Source organism: Acinetobacter sp. YH12128, from assembly GCF_013418655.1.
In the GTDB taxonomy this organism is placed as follows: Bacteria; Pseudomonadota; Gammaproteobacteria; order Pseudomonadales; family Moraxellaceae; genus Acinetobacter; species Acinetobacter amyesii.
In genome coordinates this window covers 25,825-49,532 of sequence record NZ_VPBO01000012.1, presented here as the reverse complement: position 1 = coordinate 49,532, position 23,708 = coordinate 25,825, and the positions used below count along the sequence as shown (strand labels likewise).

16 protein-coding genes are annotated in these 23,708 nt (G+C 40.1%); 5 read left to right on the top strand and 11 right to left on the bottom strand.

Going from position 1 to position 23,708, the window contains the following annotated elements:
• Window positions 1-142: 142 nt before the first annotated feature.
• A complete protein-coding gene (locus FTU64_RS07845) occupies window positions 143-841 on the top strand; it encodes an HAD family hydrolase (RefSeq protein WP_180059524.1) in 699 nt (232 codons plus the stop codon).
• Window positions 842-916: 75 nt separating this feature from the next.
• Here the strand turns inward: FTU64_RS07845 and FTU64_RS07840 are convergent, their stop codons facing one another.
• The 6 genes from FTU64_RS07840 to metH all read right to left on the bottom strand — a co-directional run bounded on the left by FTU64_RS07840 (window position 917) and on the right by metH (window position 10,411).
• Window positions 917-2,104, bottom strand: coding sequence for an ammonium transporter (locus FTU64_RS07840; protein WP_180010092.1), 1,188 nt, complete (start codon window positions 2,102-2,104; stop codon window positions 917-919).
• 600 nt (window positions 2,105-2,704) lie between these two features.
• Complete coding sequence (locus FTU64_RS07835; protein WP_180059523.1) at window positions 2,705-3,382, bottom strand: DUF421 domain-containing protein; 678 nt, start codon at window positions 3,380-3,382, stop codon at window positions 2,705-2,707.
• A 223-nt stretch (window positions 3,383-3,605) separates the two neighbouring features.
• Window positions 3,606-5,336: a dihydroxyacetone kinase subunit DhaK gene (dhaK, locus tag FTU64_RS07830; protein ID WP_180059522.1), complete on the bottom strand. Its 1,731-nt coding sequence runs from the start codon at window positions 5,334-5,336 to the stop codon at window positions 3,606-3,608.
• 421 nt (window positions 5,337-5,757) lie between these two features.
• Window positions 5,758-6,213 carry a hypothetical protein gene (locus FTU64_RS07825; RefSeq protein WP_180005265.1) on the bottom strand — a complete coding sequence of 152 codons (456 nt, stop codon included), beginning with the start codon at window positions 6,211-6,213 and terminating at the stop codon, window positions 5,758-5,760.
• 71 nt (window positions 6,214-6,284) lie between these two features.
• The gene (locus tag FTU64_RS07820) at window positions 6,285-6,638 is read right to left on the bottom strand and encodes a lysozyme inhibitor LprI family protein (RefSeq protein ID WP_180055363.1); all 354 of its coding nucleotides are present in this window, start codon (window positions 6,636-6,638) and stop codon (window positions 6,285-6,287) included.
• Window positions 6,639-6,721: 83 nt separating this feature from the next.
• Window positions 6,722-10,411, bottom strand: coding sequence for a methionine synthase (gene metH / locus FTU64_RS07815; protein ID WP_180059521.1), 3,690 nt, complete (start codon window positions 10,409-10,411; stop codon window positions 6,722-6,724).
• A gap of 225 nt (window positions 10,412-10,636) precedes the next feature.
• Between metH and FTU64_RS07810 the strand changes: the two genes are divergently transcribed.
• Window positions 10,637-13,057: a glycosyltransferase gene (locus FTU64_RS07810; RefSeq protein WP_180059520.1), complete on the top strand. Its 2,421-nt coding sequence runs from the start codon at window positions 10,637-10,639 to the stop codon at window positions 13,055-13,057.
• 679 nt (window positions 13,058-13,736) lie between these two features.
• Window positions 13,737-15,356: an inorganic phosphate transporter gene (locus FTU64_RS07805; protein ID WP_180035527.1), complete on the top strand. Its 1,620-nt coding sequence runs from the start codon at window positions 13,737-13,739 to the stop codon at window positions 15,354-15,356.
• A 140-nt stretch (window positions 15,357-15,496) separates the two neighbouring features.
• Here FTU64_RS07805 and FTU64_RS07800 read toward each other — a convergent pair whose 3' ends face one another.
• The 3 genes from FTU64_RS07800 to FTU64_RS07790 all read right to left on the bottom strand — a co-directional run bounded on the left by FTU64_RS07800 (window position 15,497) and on the right by FTU64_RS07790 (window position 18,332).
• Complete coding sequence (locus FTU64_RS07800; RefSeq protein WP_180059519.1) at window positions 15,497-17,071, bottom strand: hypothetical protein; 1,575 nt, start codon at window positions 17,069-17,071, stop codon at window positions 15,497-15,499.
• Window positions 17,072-17,290: 219 nt separating this feature from the next.
• Window positions 17,291-17,470, bottom strand: coding sequence for a hypothetical protein (locus FTU64_RS07795; protein WP_180005268.1), 180 nt, complete (start codon window positions 17,468-17,470; stop codon window positions 17,291-17,293).
• 244 nt (window positions 17,471-17,714) lie between these two features.
• Window positions 17,715-18,332 (bottom strand): rhomboid family intramembrane serine protease, encoded by a 618-nt coding sequence (locus tag FTU64_RS07790; protein WP_111884441.1) that lies wholly within the window; start codon window positions 18,330-18,332, stop codon window positions 17,715-17,717.
• Window positions 18,333-18,490: 158 nt separating this feature from the next.
• On the opposite strand from FTU64_RS07790, the gene nfuA reads away from it, so the two are divergent.
• Window positions 18,491-19,129, top strand: coding sequence for a Fe-S biogenesis protein NfuA (gene nfuA, locus FTU64_RS07785; protein ID WP_078189947.1), 639 nt, complete (start codon window positions 18,491-18,493; stop codon window positions 19,127-19,129).
• Between the two features lie 232 nt (window positions 19,130-19,361).
• Window positions 19,362-21,557: a TonB-dependent siderophore receptor gene (locus FTU64_RS07780; RefSeq protein ID WP_180059518.1), complete on the top strand. Its 2,196-nt coding sequence runs from the start codon at window positions 19,362-19,364 to the stop codon at window positions 21,555-21,557.
• A gap of 37 nt (window positions 21,558-21,594) precedes the next feature.
• On the opposite strand, the gene FTU64_RS07775 is transcribed toward FTU64_RS07780, so the two are convergent.
• The gene (locus tag FTU64_RS07775; RefSeq protein WP_180059517.1) at window positions 21,595-22,602 is read right to left on the bottom strand and encodes a hypothetical protein; all 1,008 of its coding nucleotides are present in this window, start codon (window positions 22,600-22,602) and stop codon (window positions 21,595-21,597) included.
• 46 nt (window positions 22,603-22,648) lie between these two features.
• Window positions 22,649-23,689 carry an alpha/beta fold hydrolase gene (locus FTU64_RS07770; RefSeq protein ID WP_373683680.1) on the bottom strand — a complete coding sequence of 347 codons (1,041 nt, stop codon included), beginning with the start codon at window positions 23,687-23,689 and terminating at the stop codon, window positions 22,649-22,651.
• Between the last annotated feature and the right edge of the window lie 19 nt (window positions 23,690-23,708).

Below are 23,708 nucleotides of genomic sequence, written 5' to 3'. Positions count from 1 at the left end.
TTGAATGCAGCTATTTGAAACCACGAAACTTAAATCAGACTTAACTGGGTATTTGAACTGTATCGATATCGATAGTGAAGAAGGTGCATAAAGCAAAACGGGCATTGTGTTAAAGTTTTTGAAAACTCAGTAATAAAGATTTATGAGCATACGTGCAGTCCTTTTTGATTTAGATAATACTTTGACTCACCGAGATCACAGCGTTCAGGCGTATACGCAGTACTTAGCCGAGTCTTATCAGTCGACGCTGGCGGAGGTAGACCTTGTACAGATTAAACGTATTATTAACCGTATAGATAATGGGGGATATCCGAAAAAAGAACTCCTTACTCATCCCAGTATTGGGGCATCTGTCGCTTATGCTCTACAAACGGAGCTGGATTGGATACATCAACCCGATTTTGATGAGCTCACACAATTTTGGTTTCAGTACTTCGGTCAGTTTGCCGTGGCGATGCCGGGAGCATTGACCTTGCTGCAGCAACTAAAACAGCAGCAGTATAAACTGGCGGTGGTGTCGAATGGTGGACATGCCACACGCCTGAATATTTTGAATGGACTAGGTTTTGCATCGTATTTTGATCAGATCATCAGCTCGGAAAGTGCAGGCATCAGTAAGCCCAAAGTTGAAATATTTCAGTACAGTTGTCGTGAGTTGGGCGTGACGGAAACCGAGTGTTTATTTATTGGTGATCATCCTGTCAATGATATTTACGGTGCGAGCCAAGCAGGGATGTCTGCTGTATTGCTTGAAGGCTTTCATACTTTAAGTGCTGAACAACAGCACAGCATTCCGAATAAAATTCAGCATTTGGATCAGGTCTTAGATTTTCTAAAATAAGGTGATTTAAACTCAAGCTTTAAGCGAAGTTTAGGGTAAAAAAAGCGGCATAAATGCCGCTTTAGATTGTGTTGTTTAGAACATGTTTTCTTCAGAGTTTGCCGAAATACGGTGAATACTTAAGTCTGCACCACGGAATTCTTCTTCTTGATCTAGGCGAATGCCCATCGTTACTTTGAGTAGACCATAAATGATGAATCCACCAGCCAATGCAATCACGATCGCGAGCAGCGTACCGATACATTGAGAGATCATTGAAATACCGCCTAAACCGCCCAACCATTTTTGTCCAAATACACCCACTGCAATACCACCGAAAGCACCACAAACACCGTGTAGTGGCCATACGCCAAGTACATCATCGACTTTGAGTTTGTTTTGAGTGTATGTAAATAGTTTGACAAAGATCAGACCTGCGATAGCGCCGATAATTAACGCACCGACAGGATGAACTACATCTGAGCCTGCACAGATTGCAACCAAACCGGCTAAGGGACCGTTATGTAAGAAACCGGGGTCATTTTTACCCATAAAGTTTGCTGCAAGCGTGCCGCCCACCATTGCCATGAGAGAGTTAATTGCAACCAGTCCTGAAATGGCATCCAAACGTTGCGCACTCATCACGTTAAAGCCAAACCAGCCGACGATTAAAATCCAAGAACCTAAGGCAAGGAATGGAATACTTGAAGGGGGGTGAGCGCTGATACGACCGTCTTTTTTATAGCGTCCATGACGTGCGCCAAGTAAAAGTACTGCAGCTAAAGCGATCCAACCGCCCATCGCATGTACCACGACCGAACCTGCAAAATCATGAAATGCTGCGCCAAATGTGCGTTCTAACCATGCTTGTAGCCCAAAATTACCATTCCATGCCATGCCTTCAAAGAATGGATAGACCAAAGCGACCAATAATAATGTGGCAATCGCTTGAGTCCGCATTTTTGCACGTTCAGCAATACCACCTGAAATAATCGCTGGAATGGCTGCGGCAAAAGTTAGCAGGAAGAAACAACGCATTAAGTTGTAGCCATGATCGGCTGCTAAAGTGTCCCCAATATGGAAAAAGTGCTGACCATAAGAGATGTAATAACCCACAAAAAAGTATGCGATTGCGGAAATAGAAAAGTCAGTCAAAATTTTACTCAGCGCATTGACCTGATTTTTATGTCGTACTGTACCCAATTCTAAAAATGCAAAGCCAGCATGCATGGCAAGAACCAATACTGCACCAAGAAGGAGAAAGAGGAGATCTATATTTTGCATAAGGTGTTCCAGTTTAGTGCGCTAGTTCACGAAAAGAACTTCAGTATATCGAGCGAAAAAAAATGGAAAAGAGATTGGCGCTAGGGAAATTTTGATTAAAAAAACTTAAAAATACATAAGACTCGATATAAAGCAAAGACTTGCATGGGTGTGATATTAATGCACTAAAGTGGTGCAATAGTGTTTTGCAATGAGAAAATTAAATGAATGATTATTAAGTGAAAAACTATGTTTTTTGAATCTGTTTAAAAAATGAAAAACAAATAGCGCCATTTCTGAGTTAATTCAGGGCAATTCATTATTTTGTATTTTTATCTGATTGATAGATGTTAGCGCGAGAATGAAACTGAAAATTGACGAATGATACATTTTTGGGAGTCTGTCTGAGCATCTTGGGGTCTTTAAAAGATGAAAGCTTGATGTCTTGCCTGAATTGAAATGATGCACAGATATTAACCCATGAAATCTCTGCTGCTGCACTTTTAGATGGCGAATAAAACATTGAAGGGTGGGTTTGAGGTGATGGTCGTTGGGTCTGACTGTATTTGATGACGTGTTTAATTGAAGAGGCACAGAATTTTAAGTTTAAGCCTTGAATGCTTAAGCTAAACGCTGTGTATTAATCGCTTCAGCCCAGCCACAACATCCGCAGCGCGGGCAGGTATCCTGAGCACCGTGAATGTACATGGTTTTGCCACAGTGCGTACAGGCATACAGCTGATGCATTTTGATATCTCGAACCGCTTTATAGGGTTTCGGAAATAGTGGCAGTCCATAACGCACTTGTTCAGGTGGGTAAAACAGAATACTAAACTTGCCATCACTTTCTAATAAACCAACTCGAACTTGTCCTAGATGCTCAACATTTTGCTGACGCATTTCAGAGAAGAATTCATCATGTGACATTTTACCTTGTTTAATCTTTTCTAAGACCAATTCACCATCTTCCACAATGTAGAGGGCTTTGCCTTCAATTAAATCTTCAAAGGGTTGGTATTTCATCATGAGCCAAGTGATTACGCGGTATAAACCAATCACCACCGTCATCACAATGAGAGCTTGCAAGAGGGGGAGTTCCTCTTCAAACATCGGGTCGCCTGCAATTGAACCCAAAGCAAGGAGTATCGCAACTTCAAAGATTGATAACTGACGCACCCCGCGTTTGCCTGTTAGGCGTAAGAATATGATGATTAAAACGAACATAATGACGCTACGTAAAATCACTTCGGCAGCAAAAGTCCATGTGGTGTCATGGATGAAAATTTGAGTGAAATCCATGTCTCATCCTTTTTTATCATTATATGTTTTAACTTAGCAAAGCGCTGGGCGATAAAGCAGCTCAATTGTGTTAATTTTTAAGCATTATTTGAAAATGGATTACATGCTAACGGTATTGTATGCATGAGATATTTGATGAAAAAAGTGCTTTAAAATAGTCATAAAAAAAGCACCGACGAATCGATGCTTTTGATGTGGGTTGGCAATGTTTTAAGATGTTCAGTTATTTAATATGTTCCGCAATATCTGTAAAGATTACACCTAAACCATGTGCGCCAGCATCTGGATAGCCAAGACTGCGGTCACCCACAGTTCCCGCACGCCCCATACGCGCCACGATTTCTTTGGTATTTTCAGCACCTTGAACAGCCGCTTTTGCACCAAGTACAAAGTTTTCTTTAAATGATTTATCGGTATGGGCAGACCAAGAATCTGCGCATGGCACTAAGGCATCAATGAGGGTTTTATCGCCCACCACTGCGCCACGTCCAAATGAACGCTCACCTGTGGTTTGAATGCCTTTGACCGCTGCTTGCAGCATCTCTGCAAAATCTGCGGTAGTTAAAACTGATTTGCCTTGAATTGATTTCGCTGCTGCACGGAATGCTGAACCCCAGATTGGGCCAGACGCACCACCACAGTGTTCCATAATGATCATTGAGCAGTTCAGCATGAATTTATCCATCTGCTGAGCTTGGATCAGACTTTGCCATTCGCGTTTTAATTGCTTGAAGCCTTTCGCCACGCTCATACCGAAGTCGCCGTCACCTGCATGGGCATCCAATTCACAGAATGGCACTTCATTTCTAATGATACAGGCAGACATGACATCGACCACATAGCGCATGTTTTCGATGGTGAATTGCTCATTGCTGATCACCGCATGTTCAGGTTGCGTTTCAACTTGGGTGTTCACCACTGCTTCGGTTGTAGCATCTTTGGTTGCGAAAGTTAAAGGCTGTGCTACTGAACCATCCATTTTAAATGCTGGGGTGTTTGCTGCTGCATCGAGGTAAGTTTTCAATTCATCATCGACAGCAAGCAAGGACACAGATGCACCATTCATGTCGATACTGGTCATATAGTTGCCGACAAATGTGCGGTAAATTTTGATGCCTTTACGTGCGAGGTGTTCGCATACGTCATGGTTAAAGACGTACAACTCTTGCAGCGGTGTACTACCAAAGCCATTGACCAAGATTACAACTTCTTTCATGTCTGGGCGGTCAAGGAACAGGTCATCCACGATGCGCTGTGCCATTTTTTTGGATGGCAAGATTTTTTCACGGCGGATGCCTGGTTCACCGTGAATGCCAACGCCATATTCCATTTCGTCATCAGCCAAAGTAAACGTTGGCGTGCCTTTGGCTGGAACAGTACATGAGCTATAAGCAAAACCAAGGCTAATGACGTTGTCCGCAGCTTTTTGAGCAATCGCTTTTACGTCTGCAAGTTCTAAGCCTTTTGATGCTGCTGCGCCTGCAATTTTATGTACAAATACTGTGCCTGCAACACCACGACGACCGACTGTATATAGGCTGTCTTTAACCGCAATGTCATCTGCCACTTTTACATAGTCAACTTTAATGCCGTCTTCAGTTGCAAGGGCTGCGCCATTCTGGAAATTCATCATATCGCCAGAATAGTTTTTGATGATCATCAGCACGCCTTTGTCAGTTGCGACTTGCTGTAAGGCTTTATAAACCTGAATTTGCGACGGAGATGCAAATACGTCGCCGCACACAGCAGCGTCTAACATGCCTGTGCCTACAAAGCCTGCATGGGCAGGTTCGTGACCGCTACCACCACCACTGATAAGTGCCACGTTATTGTGTTTTTCTTTACGTGAAATGATTTTGTGTGACTCGTTAAATGCGAGTTCAGGATGCGCAAGAACGAAGCCTTTGCACATTTCAATTACGATGTTTTCTGCACCGTTCATGAGTTTTTTCATGGATGTACCAATCTGTACTTATAGGGGAGAGTTCTAAGTTTTAATTATTCAGGAATTTGAAGTTTTTTGCTGATTAAATAATGTAAAAACGGATGGTTTGGAAAGTATAGATTGAGCTTTTGAAACTTTACCTCTCCCTAACCCTTACTTTCATTTTGTTTTAAATCAATGCGTAAAGGTTATTATAGGGGTAATATCCATTAATAAATTCATAAAGTTTTTAATTCACAATGAAAGCTTCCTCTCACTCTGGGATGAGACGCATTGCTTAGCAAGGGGGAGGAGGAATGGGTAGGTGCTAGGACAGATTGATGAGTGATCTTTTAGCGTTTTTTGAAATTTCCTATAAAGGAATCCCAATACATCTGATTTAGTGAGATTCTCATTCTTTAAGACATGTCTATTGTTTTACTAGGATAGATTATTTTTTAATTAAGTTTTTGTTGAAATGGATATCAGTCAAAAAATAATAACCAAATCTATCTGAATAATTTTCTGCATAGGTTAAACAAACTGATTGTGGTGGATTTTCCAAATATTCAAAATGGCTTCCAGTCATAGAAATTTGATCTGATTCAGGGAAACTAAGATTTTTACCATCTAACATTGTGAAATGGAAAATAATTTGTTGCCATGAGTTGCGATGACTTCCTCGCAGAATTGTTGAATGACCTGTATATGTGCCGCATTTTTTGACTTTATGGTTTGATTGCATGGCATCATTAATTTTTTGCGTACGAAAATGATCAATAATAAGTGATCCCATGTGTGCAAAGCATGACATAAAAATGATAATCCAGATTAGTGAATGTGTGTATTTCCATACAAAAACGGATCCTATTAAACACACAATACCAAAGCTTATTTCCATAATCATTTCGAGCCACCAACTATTCACAAAATTAAAAAAAGTTCATTTTATTTTTAAAGGCTAAAGGTAGGGGGCTATTATTCTAACTGATTTAATTGCTTGATTCTCTGGTCAATAAGATCAGCATTGCATGATAGATTGATTAACTTAGATCCTGCACCTTGTACACTGCTAGATAGATAAGATACGAGTTCATCACAATGACTATTTTTATATAACAACCAATTCTTTTGAGAGGTTTCTAAAATTTTCTTACCTTCCTCATCCATAGTGTTATAAAGCTTTTGATAAGTTTGGTTGAGCTTGGTTTTATTAGATTTTAATTCTTTTTCATAACAGGCAATTTCATCATAAACATTACTAGCTTTACATTTTGCAAAAGCAAAAGATGAAATAAAAGGTAAAACTAAAAGTAAGAATATTTTTTTCATTTTATAAAATTCGTTTATGTGTTTTTAAGATTTTTGATTATAAATAAAAAAACCCCTCATTCGAGGGGATTTTTTCAAACTAATTATTGAACCGAATCATCCAAATTCGGTGCTAACCAACGCTTCGCCTCATCTAACGTCCAGCCTTTACGTTTTGCATAATCCTCAAGCTGATCGCCTGCGATTTTACCTACGTTAAAGTATTGGCTTTCAGGGTTTGCATAATAGAAACCGCTGACAGATGAAGGCGGCCACATTGCAAAGCTAGTGGTCAATTGCGTACCAATCTTGTCAGTAGAACCTAACCAGTCAAACAACGGCGCTTTTTCAGAATGCTCAGGGCAAGCAGGGTAGCCCGGTGCAGGACGGATGCCCACATACTTCTCTTTAATCAATTCTTCATTGCTTAAGGTTTCAGACGCTTGGTTGCCCCAGAACTCTTTACGAATGCGCTCATGTAAATGTTCCGCAAAAGCTTCAGCAAAACGGTCACCTAAAGATTGCGCTAAAATAGCAGAGTAGTCATCGCCTTTGGCTTTGTACTCATTCGCCATTTCTTCTGCACCAAAGATCGATACAGTGAAACCGCCCAAGTAGTCTTCTGCGACACCTTTAGGCGCAATAAAGTCCGCTAATGACAAGTTTGGTTTACCTGTCACTTTATCAGACTGTTGACGAATGTGATGGAAGGTATGCGTAACCGATTGACCATCTTCGCTATACACTTCAACCGAATCCGCTGCAGAACGGTTAGCAGGGTAAATACCAAACACAGCACGAGCATCAAAACGTTTGTTGTCGATGATGTCTTTTAGCATGGTCTGTGCTTGTTCATACAAGTCAGTTGCTGCTTCACCTACAACTTCATCCGTTAAGATAGCAGGGAATTTACCTGCCAAACTCCAAGAAATGAAGAACGGTGTCCAGTCAAAGTATTCAACCAAAGTTTCCAATGGATAATTGGTCAGCGTTTGCGTACCAATAAAGTTTGGCTTCGCAGGCGCATTGGCAGCAAAGTCAATTTTTAAGCCATTTTCAACCGATTCAGCATACGTCAGTTTCGCTGCTTTCGGCTGTTTGTTAGCAATACGCTCACGGACTTTTTCATATTCAGCACGGGTTTCTGCTACAAACTTTGGCTTCATTTCCTTAGAAAGTAAAGTTGTTGCTACACCCACCGCACGAGATGCATCGGCAACATAAATGACTGCATCGTTTGAATATTGTGGATCAATTTTCACTGCCGTATGCGCTTTAGAAGTGGTTGCACCGCCAATCATCAATGGAATATTAAAGCCTTTGTGCTGCATTTCTTTCGCAACAAAAACCATTTCATCCAAAGACGGAGTGATTAGCCCAGATAGACCAATAATGTCGACTTTCTCATCAATGGCAGTTTGCAGAATCTTCTCGCAAGGTACCATCACGCCAAGGTCGATGATGTCATAACCATTACACCCAAGTACTACGCCCACGATATTTTTACCAATGTCATGTACGTCACCTTTCACGGTTGCCATCAGGACTTTACCCTTAGATTGGCCAGCTGTTTTTTCCGCTTCAATGAACGGATTCAGCCAAGCTACAGCCTGTTTCATGACACGTGCAGATTTCACCACTTGCGGCAGGAACATTTTGCCTGAACCGAACAAATCACCTACCACATTCATGCCGTCCATGAGCGGACCTTCAATCACATCGAGTGGACGTTTAGCTTTCAGGCGTGCTTCTTCAGTATCTTCATCGATGAACGTTGTGATGCCTTTAACCAAAGCGTGTTCAAGACGTTTTTCAACTGGAAGTTCACGCCATTCCAAGTTTTCAACTTGTTTTTGTGCAGCGCCTTGACCACGGTATTTTTCAGCAACTTCAAGCAGCTTTTCTGTTGCTTCTTGATGGCTTTCACCTTGGTTTTGGTTCAAGATCACATCTTCAACCGCAGCTTTCAGTTCAGCATCAATATCATCATAAATCGCCATTTGACCTGCGTTGACGATACCCATGGTCATGCCTTGCTGAATGGCATGGTATAAGAACACTGAGTGAATCGCTTCACGTACAGGCTCGTTACCGCGGAAAGAGAACGATACGTTCGACACACCGCCTGAAATCATCGCATGCGGCAAGTTTTGTTTAATCCAGCCTGTCGCTTCAATAAAGTCCACAGCATAGTTGTTGTGTTCTTCAATACCTGTTGCCACTGCAAACACGTTCGGGTCAAAAATGATGTCTTCAGCAGGGAAGCCCACTTCATTCACCAATACATCATAAGAACGTTTACAGATTTCTTTTTTACGTGCAGCAGTGTCGGCCTGACCATTTTCGTCAAAGGCCATGACAATCACGGCAGCGCCATACTGACGGCACAAACGCGCTTTATGCACAAACTCATCATAGCCTTCTTTGAGCGAGATCGAGTTAACAACCGCTTTACCTTGTACGCATTTTAAGCCCGCTTCAATGATGTCCCATTTAGATGAGTCAATCATGATTGGCACACGTGAAATTTCAGGCTCAGATGCTACAAGATTCAGGAAGTGCACCATTGCGCCTTCTGAATCCAGCATGCCTTCATCCATGTTGATGTCGATAATCTGCGCGCCAGCTTCTACTTGCTGCTGTGCAACATCTAAAGCTTCGGCAAAGTTTTCTTCACGGATTAAACGTAGGAATTTTTTAGAACCTGTCACGTTGGTACGTTCACCGACGTTTACAAACAGCGAATCTTCTGTAATGTTGAACGGCTCTAAACCGCTTAAACGGCAAGCGGGTTTGGTTTCTGGCACTTGGCGCGGCGCAATGTCTTTTACGGCATTGGCAATAGCACGGATGTGATCCGGCGTTGTACCGCAGCAGCCGCCCGTGATGTTAATCAAGCCACTTTCTGCAAATTCTTTAATAAAGGCAGCGGTTTGTTCAGGGGTTTCATCATAACCGCCGAAGGCATTTGGTAAGCCAGCGTTCGGATGCGCCGAAACAAAAGTATCGGCAACGTCAGCAATGGTTTTTACATGCGGACGCATGGCATCTGCACCTAGGGCACAGTTAAAGCCAATCGACAATAAATCACCATGACGCACAGAGTTCCAGAACGCTTCAGCAGTTTGGCCAGTTAAAGTTCGGCCAGAGGCATCGGTAATCGTGCCTGAAATCATCAATGGCAATTCGTAGCCAATTTGGTTGAAGACTTCTTTCACTGCAAAAATGGCAGCTTTACAGTTTAAGGTATCGAATACAGTTTCAATGAGTAGAATATCCGCACCGCCTTCAATCAGGGCATGCGCAGCTTGAATATAGTTTTCTTTTAACTCATCAAAAGTAATGTTACGAAATGCGGGGTCATTTACATTTGGCGAGATCGAGCAAGTACGTGAAGTCGGGCCAAGCACACCTGCTACAAAACGCGGTTTTTCAGGCGTTGAGTATTTTTCACAAGCGGCTTTGGCAATACGCGCTGCTTCACGGTTGATCTCTGATACCAAATCTTCCATGTGGTAGTCAGACATTGAAACTTTTGTGCCGTTAAAGCTGTTGGTTTCAATAATGTCTGCACCAGCATCGAGATAGGCTTCATGAATGCCTTGGATAATTTGCGGCTGCGTCAACACCAATAGGTCATTATTGCCTTTGAGGTCAGATGCCCAATCTGCAAAACGCTCACCACGGTAGTCAGCTTCTTCGAGTTTATGACGCTGAATCATAGTGCCCATAGCACCGTCGATAATCAGAATCCGTTGAGCGAGTAGCTCTTTTAGGGTGGTAAGCGTGGACATTCAGACTTTCTCGAAAGGAACAAAACGTGAGTAATCTTAACAGATTAGTTAACTAAATTCTCTGATATGCTTTTTTGAATGATAGATATGTTTTATATGAAAATTTGATGTGTTTGATAGTTTTAGAACGCATTGTAGACTTATGTGGAGGGTAAATGCACTATGTAGTATGTGCAAATGTGGGGTATGATAAAGGCAAATAACTGATTTTAGGGGTTTAATGTTATGGCATCTTTATGTCTAAACATGATTGTTAAAAATGAAAGTCATATCATAGAAGAAACATTAGAAAATATTTGTAAAAACTTCGATTTAGATTACTGGGTAATTTCTGATACAGGTTCAACAGATAATACTATTGAAATTATAGAAAACTTCTTTAAATCTAAAAGTATTGCTGGTGAAATAAACCAAGAACCATGGCAAGACTTCGCTTATAACCGAAACAAAGCCTTAGAAGCTTGTGAGGGAAAAGCTGATTATGTACTTTTTTTTGATGCAGACGATTTAGTTGAAGGCCAATTATCATTACCTCCATTAACAGAAGATGCATATTATTTACAGTTTAAAGATGAACTAAGTGGTATTCATTATAATAGACGTTTAATCATTAAAAATGATAAAAAATATCAATGGAAAGGTGTAATTCACGAAGTTATTGATACTGAAGAGTACGTAAAAGAAATAACTATTTTAGGGGATTATGCAGTTCTTTCAAGAAGACTTGGAAGTCGAAATTTCGACTCTAAGAAAACTTTAAATGATGCATTAATTCTAGAAAATGCATTTATCAATGAAACAGATCTTAGATATAAAGCACGTTATGCATTTTACTGTGCTCAATCTTATAATGCCTATAGATTAAATGATGAAAGTTATATTGAAAAAGCTATAGAGTGGTATAAGAAAAGAACAGAGATTGTTATTCCTAATATTGATTTTGATGATGAAATTTATCTTTCTTATCAAAATTTAGGAATTATTTATGAAAATATTAATGATTTTGAAAGTGCGAAATACTATTTTAAGGAAGCTACCTATTTGGATCCAGATAGAGCTGAGTGTTGGTATTTTTTAGCAAGAATTAATCAGAGAAATTTTGATTTAAAAGAAGCGTATAGATGTTTGAAACAGTCTGTAGATTTGCCAATTCCAGAAGGGATACGACTATTTATTAATAAGCCAATTTATGATTTTTGGTGCTTATATGAATTATGTGTAACTTTGTGGAAACTTCGAAATCTTGATGAGTGTTATAGAGTTTTTAAAAAGCTTTTATCAAATTTACCTAGTGAATACCTAGTGACTTTGAATCAAGTTGTTAAATCATTACTTAAATTTATTCAAGAAGATTCTGAATATAATGTTAATAAAATTAAGGAAAATTTAACGAGATTAGGGTACCCAGAATTTTTAGATAATCTAAACGTACCCACACTATGTTTAAACATGATTGTAAAAAATGAAAAACATGTTGTTGAAGAGACTCTAAAGAATATTTGTAAGCATGTAGATTTGGATTATTGGGTGATTTCTGATACTGGTTCTACGGATAATACGATTCAAATCATTGAAGATTTCTTTGAAAAACAAGGTATTCCAGGTGAAATTTGTGAGCATCAATGGCAGGACTTTGCATACAATAGAAATAAAGCCTTAGAGGCATGTGCTGGAAAAGCCGACTTTGTTTTATTTTTTGATGCGGATGATTTGATCGAAGGGGATTTTGTCTTACCATTATTAGAGCATGATATTTATTATTTAAATTTTAAAGAAGAAGATGGTAGTCAAAAATTTACAAGATGCGGAATTGTAAAAAATAATCAAAAATGTCGATGGGAAGGTGTACTACATGAAGTAGTTAAGCCACTTGAAAAGGTAACAGATGCATATATTGATGGAGAATATTCTATACTTTCTATACATAAGGGAGCGCGTAATTTAGATCCTAAAAAAGGCTTAAATGATGCTCTAATTTTAGAAAAAGCATTTGAGCAAGAACAAGATGTTAAGCTGTTATCACGATACGCATTTTATTGTGCACAATCCTACCGTGATATTATGCATGAAGATAAGAAGTACGTAGCTAAAGCTATAGAATGGTACGAGAAAAGATTAGGCTTTATTAATCCTAATTTGCAATATGATGATGAATTATATGTGAGTTATGAGTATTTAGGTTTGGTTTACTGGCATAAAAAAGATAAAGATAAGGCAGTTGAATGTTGGAAAAAAGGTGCTGAATTAGACCCAAATCGTGCTGAATGCTTGTACAGATTGTGTCATTATTTTCATAATAAGGGTGATTTGGATTTGGCTTATGAATATGCAAAGAATAGTATAAATATACCACTTCCTGGTGGGGTACGTATTTTTATTAATTCATCAATTTATACATTCTGGAGTTTATATGAATTTTGTATTATTTCTTATAAGTTGAAGAAAGTTGATGAATCCTATAGTGCATTTAAAAAAATGTTACCATATATACCATCACAATATATTTCTACTTTAAATTCAATTATTGAAAAGTATAGACCGTTAATTGAAAATGAAACGAATGAAAATATTCAAGAAATTAAACTAAGTTTAGAAAAAATGGGTAGACCTAATTATTTCACTGGCTTTAGATTTAAAGGATTTTAGTGATTGGTCTATTAATAATTTAATTTATTTTTTGTGTTATAAAAAAGCCAATATAAACGATTGGCTTTTTTTATTAATATATTTTTAGTCTATAAAATCAGTACTAAAGGCATTAGGTATTTTTGTTATTCTAAATCCATGACTTCAATAATCAGAATTCCTTGAGCGAGCAGCTCTTTTAGGGTGGTAAGCGTGGACATAAATAACCCCAATCCGATGGAATATAAAATCGGCAAATATATTAACAGAATTCAGTTCATTATTTCTGATATTGAGTTTAATTATTAAGCGCAAAGTTGAGCTTGTTGAATATTTCGCCGTGCCTCAAAGTGGTTGCTGTAGCAAGATTGGATTGTCATAAATACTTCATCAAGTTGTCATATCTCTCTAGCATGCTATGCCTTGTTCTGTAGAACCCTTAAGTACAGCTTATATTTCATGTTTTGTAACATGATCTTTTGCGGTGCAAAAACAGCGTGTTTTAATAATGATAAATGAACAGAAATGGTTGTAACACTATGAATATTAATGATTGATTTGAATGCAAATAAGCATAATTGATGGCAAGCTGTAAAAAATAAAGCATGAAAAATTGCTTTATATGACACCGCTTTGTCATATAATTGTCATAATTAAATTGAACAATATGGGGATTTTAAAATCCTCTATTCCTGCCTGCATGAATTCTAAACAAACTCCCGTAGATTCAGCGCACACGTCGACTCCTCAAAAGTCCACGAATGTTCATGTGCCTACACCGAAATTCTTTATGCCGGTATTTTTGACGGTGATTATTTCAACGTTGATATATATTGGTTTTCAGGTGACTGCCGATTTAGCGCATGTTCCGCCTTTAAGTCTTTATTCAATGATTTTATTGGGCACAGCCTTATTCATCGCACTTGGCTTTGAATTTGTAAATGGCTTCCATGACACTGCAAACGCAGTGGCAACAGTGATTTATACCAACGCCTTGTCAGCACCGGTTGCAGTAATGTGGGCGGGTTTCTGTAATTTTCTGGGTGTAATGGTTGCCAGTGGTGCAGTTGCTTACGGCATTATTGCTTTATTACCTGTTGAATTGATTATGAATGTCGGTTCAGGTGCAGGTTTTGCCATGGTTTTCGCTATGTTGATCGCAGCGATTTTGTGGAATTTAGGGACTTGGTTCTTGGGCATCCCGGCGTCTAGTTCGCATACTTTGATTGGTTCTATTCTTGGCGTTGGCATCATGAACTACCTGTTAAATGCAGGCGGTGGTGCGAGCGGTGTAGATATGGAGCAGGTGCTTAAAGTCGGTAAGGCGTTATTGTTCTCTCCACTGATTGGTTTTGCATTTGCAGCACTCGTTTTCTTGTTGGTGAAGCGTATTTTCCGCAAACAGCTTGAATTATTTCAACCACCAGAAGGCAATAAGCCGCCACCACCATTGATTCGTGCAATTTTGATCTTTACCTGTACAGGTGTAAGTTTTGCGCACGGTTCAAATGATGGTCAAAAAGGTATGGGTCTGATCATGCTGATTTTAATCGGATGTGTGCCATTGGCTTATTCATTGAATAAGAACTTAGATAATCAACATATTCAATCTTTCCATCAGTTATCTGCTCAAACTGCGACTGCGATCTACGCAGAGCATAAGGATATTCCTGATGCACAAGCACGTGATGTACTCACCAAATACATTCAAACCAAAGAAGTCAGCCCAGAAGTTGTGCCAGCTTTGGCAAGTTTGACCGATCATTTAGGTGAGCGTGTTGCACAGTATGGCGACTTAAAAGATATTCCTGAACAAGAAGTATCTTCGATTCGTAATGACATGTACTTAAGTACTACTGCTTTTAAACGTCTAGATAAAGCTGAACAACTACCAGCAATGGCAGAAGCTGAACAAAAGACAGTGAAGGAATATCGTAGTCACTTAGATTCGTTCTTACAGTACATTCCAACATGGGTGAAAGTCGCTGTTGCATTGGCACTGGGTCTTGGAACCATGGTGGGTTGGAAACGTATTGTTGTGACTGTCGGTGAACGTATTGGTAAAAACCACATGACCTATGGTCAGGGCATGTCTGCCGAGCTTGTTGCTATGTCAACGATTGCTGCTGCGGATGGTTTTGGTATGCCTGTATCGACCACACACGTATTGAACTCTGCGGTTGCAGGTACCATGGTCGCGAATAAATCGGGTCTGAACTTTGCAACAGTGAAGACCATTCTATCGGCTTGGGTCTTCACTTTACCTGCAACGATCTGTCTATCAGGCTGCTTGTACTGGTTATTCTTGAAAGTGTTCTAAGCAACTCAAATTCCAGATATAAAAAAACGCTGCTTCGGCAGCGTTTTCTTATGGCTTTATCTCAGACATCACCGATTTTAATGGGATGACTGAGAGCTGAATTAGAACAATCAAACTAGCGAGTTGAAGCTTTGCAAAGTTCAACACTTATTTGAACCAATGCAGTTACGCTTTTTTAAACAGTCCCAATACTTTTTCACGGGCAATTTCTCTTCAGCAAAACCATACAGCGCTGCAAAAGGTAAGGCAGTACGCGCCAAATAAGCCACACGCCATAAGCCACCATGGTTGGCACCATGCATCATGAGTTCTAATGGGTGGTCTAGCGCCGTTTCAGGGTTAGCAACCGATTGAGGGTTTCTCAAGTCGTGAATCCATAAAGCCGCCATGAGTGCATTGGTGGTTTCAGGTTGGAAGGATTCCACATCAAATAAACTCGCACCATTAAATGCGGCTTTTAATAATGGATTCTTCGTCACTGAGCGGGTCGTGGTGGATGGCGCAATATTGATACTAACCCGCTGACCATTTTGACGTGCGACAGTTGCGCGCCATTGTTGGATACGTTTTGCGAGTGCGTAGTTTGGACCTTGTTCCACCACCAGACAGTCAGCAATACCATAGGATTTTCCATTGTCTGCTGTGGTGGTTTGCTCATTATTTTGCTTAAAGAAATGCTGACCTGTGACTTTGGCAATACTTTGTGTCAATAGTTTTTGTGCAGAAGCACGGTTTTGGAATTTGGCTTGCGCTGCCGTAACAATCTCTTCTGGAACCGCATAGACATCGGTCGGAGTACACATAAACATCAAGCTGGTGTCGGCTTTTTGTTGGCTGACATAGGCCATGATGCTGTCCATTGCCATTGCAACACGAACATGCTTTTCACCATCTAAATAGGCAATTGCAGCCAGATCTAGTTGATGTTCACTTTGTGCAAGCCATTGTGCAATTTCAGGAATGTGTGTCAGTAAATTGGCGCCCAATTTGTGTTTTAGTTCTTGAATGGGTGTGTCTTCATGCACAGCGTCGAGACTTGGTGCATATAAAGTGGCATTACCGGATTGAACCGTGCTTAAAATTCGATCCCAAACACGTTCATTATTGAGGTCGATTGCCACAATATTGGCTTTCCATTTTGCTAACCACGTCAGTGGGCCAGCTTCGGAAGCAGCACCAAAGAGCACCATAGTCCGATCTGACAAATCGAACCATTCTGGATGGGCAATGGCTTCACGTAATGCGTCTGCATGACTGGCTTCAATGATGCCAGTATCTTGCCATTTTTGAATTTGATCCAGTAAAGCCTCACCTTGTAGTTTTTGCCCATGATAGGGCACATACCACTCAGGCGCTGCATCACTTTCACCTTTTAATTTTACGGTATGCAGCGGATGTGCAGTCAAAGCTACTGCATCTTTGAGCGTATGCTTTTCTTGATCACGATAAAACTCAAAGACGTGATGCGCTTTATTTAAACCTTGCTCAGCAATGTTGATCGCGGCTTCAGATGATTGAATCCCATGTTCAACCAAGGCTTTAAAATATTCAGGATATTTTTTACGCCAGTTTTTTTCTTGTTTTGCACGTACAGAAGAGTGATGGTCAACTGCAGCTAAGGCTTCAGCGATAATTTCACGACCAGTTTTAGATGTACTCGGCTTTTGGTTTGAAGCCGAAATGGGAAATTGAAGACCTTCAGTTGAACTCGACATGCAAAATATCTCAGCTAATTTTGTCATTAATATACAGATGTATACATTATCTATGCCAAATTAAAAAATAGGGTGGCATAAAGTGCCAGATTTATATGATTTGTCATGTGCTTTTGTGAACTTTCGTAGAATATACAGCGTCAATTTTTATTGTCGGAATTGAAAAAGCCTTCGTTTTGAAGGCTTAAAAGAAGAGGGTATGAAATCAGCAACGGCAAATCAACAACGGCCTTTTTTAGCCTGTCCGGGCGGGCAAAAGTCGCCATGGCGATCTGGGTAATTATAAGGATAGTGATTACGATCTGGGTCGACCACGATACTGCCTTCACGAGTGTGAACGGCACAAGCACTCAACACGCAGGTCAACAGCAAACTTGAGAACATCAGGACTATTTTCATTGGAATTTTCCTTTTTTATTCTGTGTCATTTCAGTTTAAATCAGGGCAAGGGTAGATAGCGTTTCAATCTGCTGTGAAATTGTATAGCTCGATATTCAAAGTACGGTGCTGTAAATGTGGGAAATTGGCTAAAGAAAAAATTAAAGGACATTTCGGTTTAACGAAGCACAATAAAAAAGCCTAAACTGAAACGGTTTAGGCTGTCATTTTCAGGTTAAATCCAGCTGATTTTTTAGACTTAACGTTAGAAAGGAACGTTTAATAACTGACTTAAGAAATGTGGAATGAGCTTCGGTTCAAGAATAATCGTCATGATTACACCATACGCTGCGCCCCAAAGGTGTGCGCTGTGGTTAATATTGCTGTTGCCACGTTTACCTGACCAAATACTATAAGCCACATACAGCACGGCAAAAATAATCGCAGGAACAGGAATAAAGAATACAAAAATCAGTTTCCACGGTTCAAACAAGATATAAGCAAAGAGTACTGCAGATACTGCCCCAGAAGCCCCTAAACTTGCCCAATGGGTATCATGCTTATGTTTTAAATAACTCGGAATAATCGCAGCGATCAAACCGCCTAAATAAAACAATACAAAGCCCATGTCGAAGAAATATTGGCGATAAAAACTTTCAATCACGCTACCAAAGAAAAATAAGGTAATCATGTTGAACAATAGGTGCGCGCCATCTGCATGAATAAAGCCATGGCTAATAAATCGGTCATACTCGCCACGACTGAGGGCTGGCGGCCAAAATAACAAACGATTCATCACTTTCTGATTTGAAAATGCAATCAGTGAAATCACCACCGTAATCAGGATAATGGTCACGGTGTGGTTAAAGGGTAGACCCAACATATATGACTATTCTACTTGTTAAAATTTATGCTCAATAATGCCATTAAAACGGCTTAAAGCGTGAACTTTCAGAATAATTCCGACAATTTTAGTTGATTTTTTTCTAATGCCCCGCATCTTAAGTTAAAATAGCGACTTCAGCTTGAGGAAATATTGTAATGTCGACTGAGAACAACAGCACAGCAGTTGCTGAAGAAATTCCAAACCTATTGATCACTCCAAATGCCCAAGAGTATTTGAAAGATCTTTTGGATAAACAAAATACACCGGGCATTGGTGTACGTGTTTTTGTGGAAAATCCGGGTACGCCACGTGCTGAATGTTGTATGGCTTACAGTGCACCAGAAGAAGTTGTGCCTACAGACTATAAACAAGACTATCCAGATTTCCCTGCATTTATTGACACACCGTCTATTCCATATCTTTTGGATGCGGTAATTGACTATAACAAAGACCGTTTTGGTGGTCAGTTAACTTTCCGTGCACCAAACTCAAAAGTGCCACGTGTGGGTCCAGATGCCTCTGTAGAAGAGCGAATCACTTATGTTCTACAGTCAGAAATTAATCCTGGCCTTGCCGGTCATGGTGGTAACTGTGCATTGGTAGAAGTGGTTGAAGATGCAGAGCATGGTTTAACTGCAGTGCTTAAATTCGGTGGTGGTTGCCAAGGTTGTTCTTCAATCGATTTAACCTTGAAACAAGGTGTTGAAACAACATTGAAGCAGCATGTACCTGAATTAATGCGCGTTGTTGACCAAACGGATCACAGTAATACTGAAGGTGCTTATTTCAAATAAGTTCAGTATTGTTATAAAAAAGCCGCAATGATGCGGCTTTTTTATTGTCTAAATCAAATAAAACGAAGATTTTTAAATGGTTTCTGAGGTTTTTACAGTGAGATGATAAGCGATATCACAAATATAAATGAGAATGATTATTAAAATTAGTTGCAATATTGTTCGTGGTAGTTACAATGTGCAACACAATATTCAAGATTTCTCCATAAATACGTTCATTTGGAAGCACTCAATGACCAAACAACTATTAAAATCAACGCTTACACTTTCAATACTCTGTGCATTGGTAAGTTTGTCGCATGCAGAAGATGTGCAAACTGAAGCAACAGACGAATCTGTAACGAAGATGGAAACCATTGTTGTTACTGCAGCAGAACAGGTTAAACAATCATTAGGTGCTTCAAAAATTACGGCAGAAGATTTAGAAAAAATGCCGGTTGTGAATGATATTTCAGAGTATGTGCGCCGTATGCCGGGTGTGAATTTGACTGGTAACAGTGCCACCGGGCAACGTGGTAATAACCGTCAGATTGATATCCGTGGTATGGGGCCTGAAAACACGTTGATCTTAATTGATGGCAAGCCTGTAAATTCAAGAAACTCAGTACGTTATGGCTGGCGCGGTGAGCGTGATACACGTGGTGATTCGAACTGGGTACCTGCGGATGCTATTGAATCGATTGAAGTGCTGCGTGGTCCAGCAGCAGCGCGTTATGGTTCAGGTGCGATGGGTGGTGTGGTCAATATTAAAACCAAGAAAGTGACCAACGACGTGCATGGCTCTGTGGAAGTTTTTACCAATCAACCTGAAGACGCTAAAGAGGGCGCAAGTCACCGTGAAAGCTTTAACTTAAGCGGGCCAATTCTCAAAGATGTCCTTTCATATCGGTTATACGGTAGTTATAACAAAACCGATTCAGATGCTGCGGATATTAATGCCTTAATGGACAATGGCGCGCGTATGGCGGGTCGAGAAGGCGTAGAGAATAAAGATATTGCAGGGCGTTTGGCTTGGCAGTTGAATGATCAACAAGTCTTGATGTTTGATGCAAGTGTTGGCCGCCAAGGCAACCGTTTTGCAGGCGACAGTCAAAACAGTGTATTTGATCCAGCCGATCCAAACAAAGCGCCTATTCTATCCGCTTTAATCGGTGAAGAAACCAATACCATTTATCGTGATAGTTTTGCATTAACTCATGAAGGTACGTGGGGTTGGGGTGACAGTAAACTCATAGCGCAATATGACAAAACCAAAAATAAGCGCTTACCTGAAGGTACAGGCGGTAGTACAGAGGGTCAGATTAATAATCTTGAAAATAAACAAACGTCACATCTAGAAACCATTCGCTTTAATGCAGAAGCCAATCTGCCGTTCCAATGGTATGTCCCACAAGTATTAACTTTAGGCACTGAGTGGGTCGAAGATGACTTTACCGATACGGTTAATACACAAGCTGGCGCAGGCGGTTTTGGTGATGCGCTGACTTCAGGTGACCGTTCACAAATGGATTCACGGATTGCGTCGGCCTATATTGAAAATAATATGAATTTGGGCGAAAGCACCGATGTTGTTTTGGCACTGCGTTATGATAATCATAGTAAATCGGGAGATAGCTGGAGTCCAAGTCTCAATATTACGCAAAAACTTGGTGACTATTGGACACTAAAAGGTGGTGTAGCTAAGGCGTATAAAGCACCCAATATGTACCAAAATGCGGAAGGTTATCTGTTAAGCACTCGCGGTAATGGCTGTCCAATTGGGCTGAGCCAATGTTTATTACAAGGTAATGGCGATCTCAAACCTGAAACTTCAGTGAATAAAGAATTAGGTGTACAGTTTGAAAAAGACATCGTAAATGCAAGCTTTGCATGGTTCCGTAATGATTATAAAAATAAGATCGTTGCAGGGGATACACGTCTAGAAGAACTAGAAGTAAATGGAACAACATATAATGTACTGCGTTGGATGAATACGCCAGAAGCCTTGGTGGAAGGTGTTGAAGGAAGTATTTCTTTGGACTGGGGTGATATCACGTGGACCAATAACGTTACCTATATGATCAACTCTGAAGATAAACGTACTGGCAATCCGCTTTCAGTGATTCCGAATTACACACTGAACTCTATTTTGAACTACAACATCACGGATCGATTAGACAGTAACTTTGTCTATACCCAATATGGTCGTCAAAAGCCACGTCAATATGCAGAAACCAGTCTTGAAAGCAAAGATGGCTTGGCGATGGATAGCGTGAAAAGTTATGGCATTGCAGGCATTAACTTTGGTTATAAATTTAATGCGGATTTGAGTGCTCGTATCGGTGTGAATAACCTATTTGATGAGCAAAAACTGCGTGATAAAACGGTCAATCAAACATATAACGAGCCGGGTCGTGCTTACTATGCAAGTTTGAAATACCAGTTCTAAGTAGTTCCAAAAGAAAAGCCGCTTAACGCGGCTTTTTTTATGCTTGGATATTTAAAATTTTCAGTGCTTCACTTGAGTAGTAAAACTGTTCTAAATACAGACGGGAACGCTCACGTATATAACCCGATTCTATCATCTGTTGTACGATTGGATTGAGTAAGTTTTGAAGTTCATGCTGAATCAGTGCTTCATCAATATTTAAATCACGCAGCAATAAATCAAAAGGGCGTTCTGCATTACGCACGTACCAAGCGTATACGCCATCATGCACTTGCTGTTTCATATACTCAGACTGTCGCATAAAGTCCCAAATTTCATGGCCCATGGCAACTGTTTGCGGCAAGTCCTGAACTTCAACATAGTTCTTTAATACCGAAACTGGCAGCGCTTTTATTTTATGCCACAAATTGGCTTGAAAATGGTACAGCTTATGATCATCAAAGTGCTGATTTAACACGGTTTCACTCATTTGACTGAGCTTTAAAATATTCTTTTGCAAATATTTACTGACCGCATTATCTAAATTGGTATCTGTGACGTTTTCCAGTACCGATTTCCCCATTTTCATAAATCGTGAAACACCGGGTACAGATTTTGCAATCACCGAATTATCTAAATAATCTTGTATCGCATGTTGAATCAATTGACTGATCATGGCTGAAAATGCAGGATTGTTGACCATGGTATGAATTAAACGCTGACGATGTCCCTGTTTACTTGCCACATACTGTGCAATTTTATCGATGGTCAACACTGGAATGATTTCGGCAATCGTAGTGCTGTCATTTGCAGGGTGAATCAGTGCAAATTTGATATGTTCAGCAATTTGCTCAATTAGAAATTGACTTGCAGGGGTATTTAAAATTTGTTTCTGCAACAAGGCATTGATTTGATCAAAACTCCAAATTTGCTGCAAAGATTGTTTACGAAACCATTGATAAAAATGGGTGAATTCAGTGGCTACGGTATCATTGTGTGAAAAGCTCTGATCTAAAAAGTTCAGTTGAGCGTCAATCAACTGCTCAATCATCGGGTTTTTCTGCATACTTTCCCTGAAGCCCCAGTGATGGGTATCTAAAAATGGCGAATGCTCAGTTTAACTGAATCAGTTTATCTACCAAAGGATTTTTAAACTTTTGACTTTTCGCAAGGAAAGGTAAGTAATGGTCTGCAACTTGTTGTTCGGCTTCTAAGATTGGCATATGACCGACGTTATTTAAAATCACTGGGGTTTCTGCACGTTTCAGTAAAGACTTGAGTTCTCCAGCCACTTCAACATTAAAGATTTTATCTTGTTTGCCCCAGAGGATGAGGGTTGGTGCTTCCACCGTTCGTGTTAATCGAGCAAAAGTTTCAGGGGTGTAGATTCGATTGAGCGTGACGACTTGATCGATCATTTTACTAGTGAAGGGCGCACGCGCAATTAAAATATTTTCCTGCGCTTCTTTAAGCTGTGTTGGAACATTGGGCGGATTTTGCATGAGTTTATGCATAACATCATCTAAATCACCCGGTTTTGAAACGATTAAATTTTTAAGTTTATACGGGTCACGGGTATAACTGGTATTGGCCTGTTTATAAATGCCCGCGCTATTGAGTAAAAATAAGCTTTGGGTGTCAAAAGGATATTGAGAGGCATATACCGTGGCAATGGAACCACCCAGCGAGTGACCTGCGACATTCAGTTTATCTTCAATATCTATTTTAAGGACAAACTGGCGTAGTTGTTCCGTGACATTCGGGACAGAGACATCAAAATCGACAGGGACATGGGTATCGCCATTGGCCGGAAGGTCAGGGATGATCACGTGATAGTTCGGTGTTAAATAATGCGCAACACGGTTCCAATTATCACGTGTGCCGCCTAAACCATGAATGAGCAAGATGGTCGGTTTAGAGCGTTGACCACCTTCGCTATAACTCCAATTCACATTCCCGACTTGAACACTGTGTGTGACTAAACCAGCCGCTTTACGTTCTTGGCTCAAATAATTTTGCACGATAGAGGGTACGGCAAAGTTTTTGCTGATGGGAGACGGATTTGCAGCCAAAGTGTGGTTGGCAGTAAACGTCATACAGCAAATTGTTGCTAGCTTGAAAAAGCCAAAAACGCGTGAATGATGTCCTTTCATTGACGTTTACCCCAGTTAA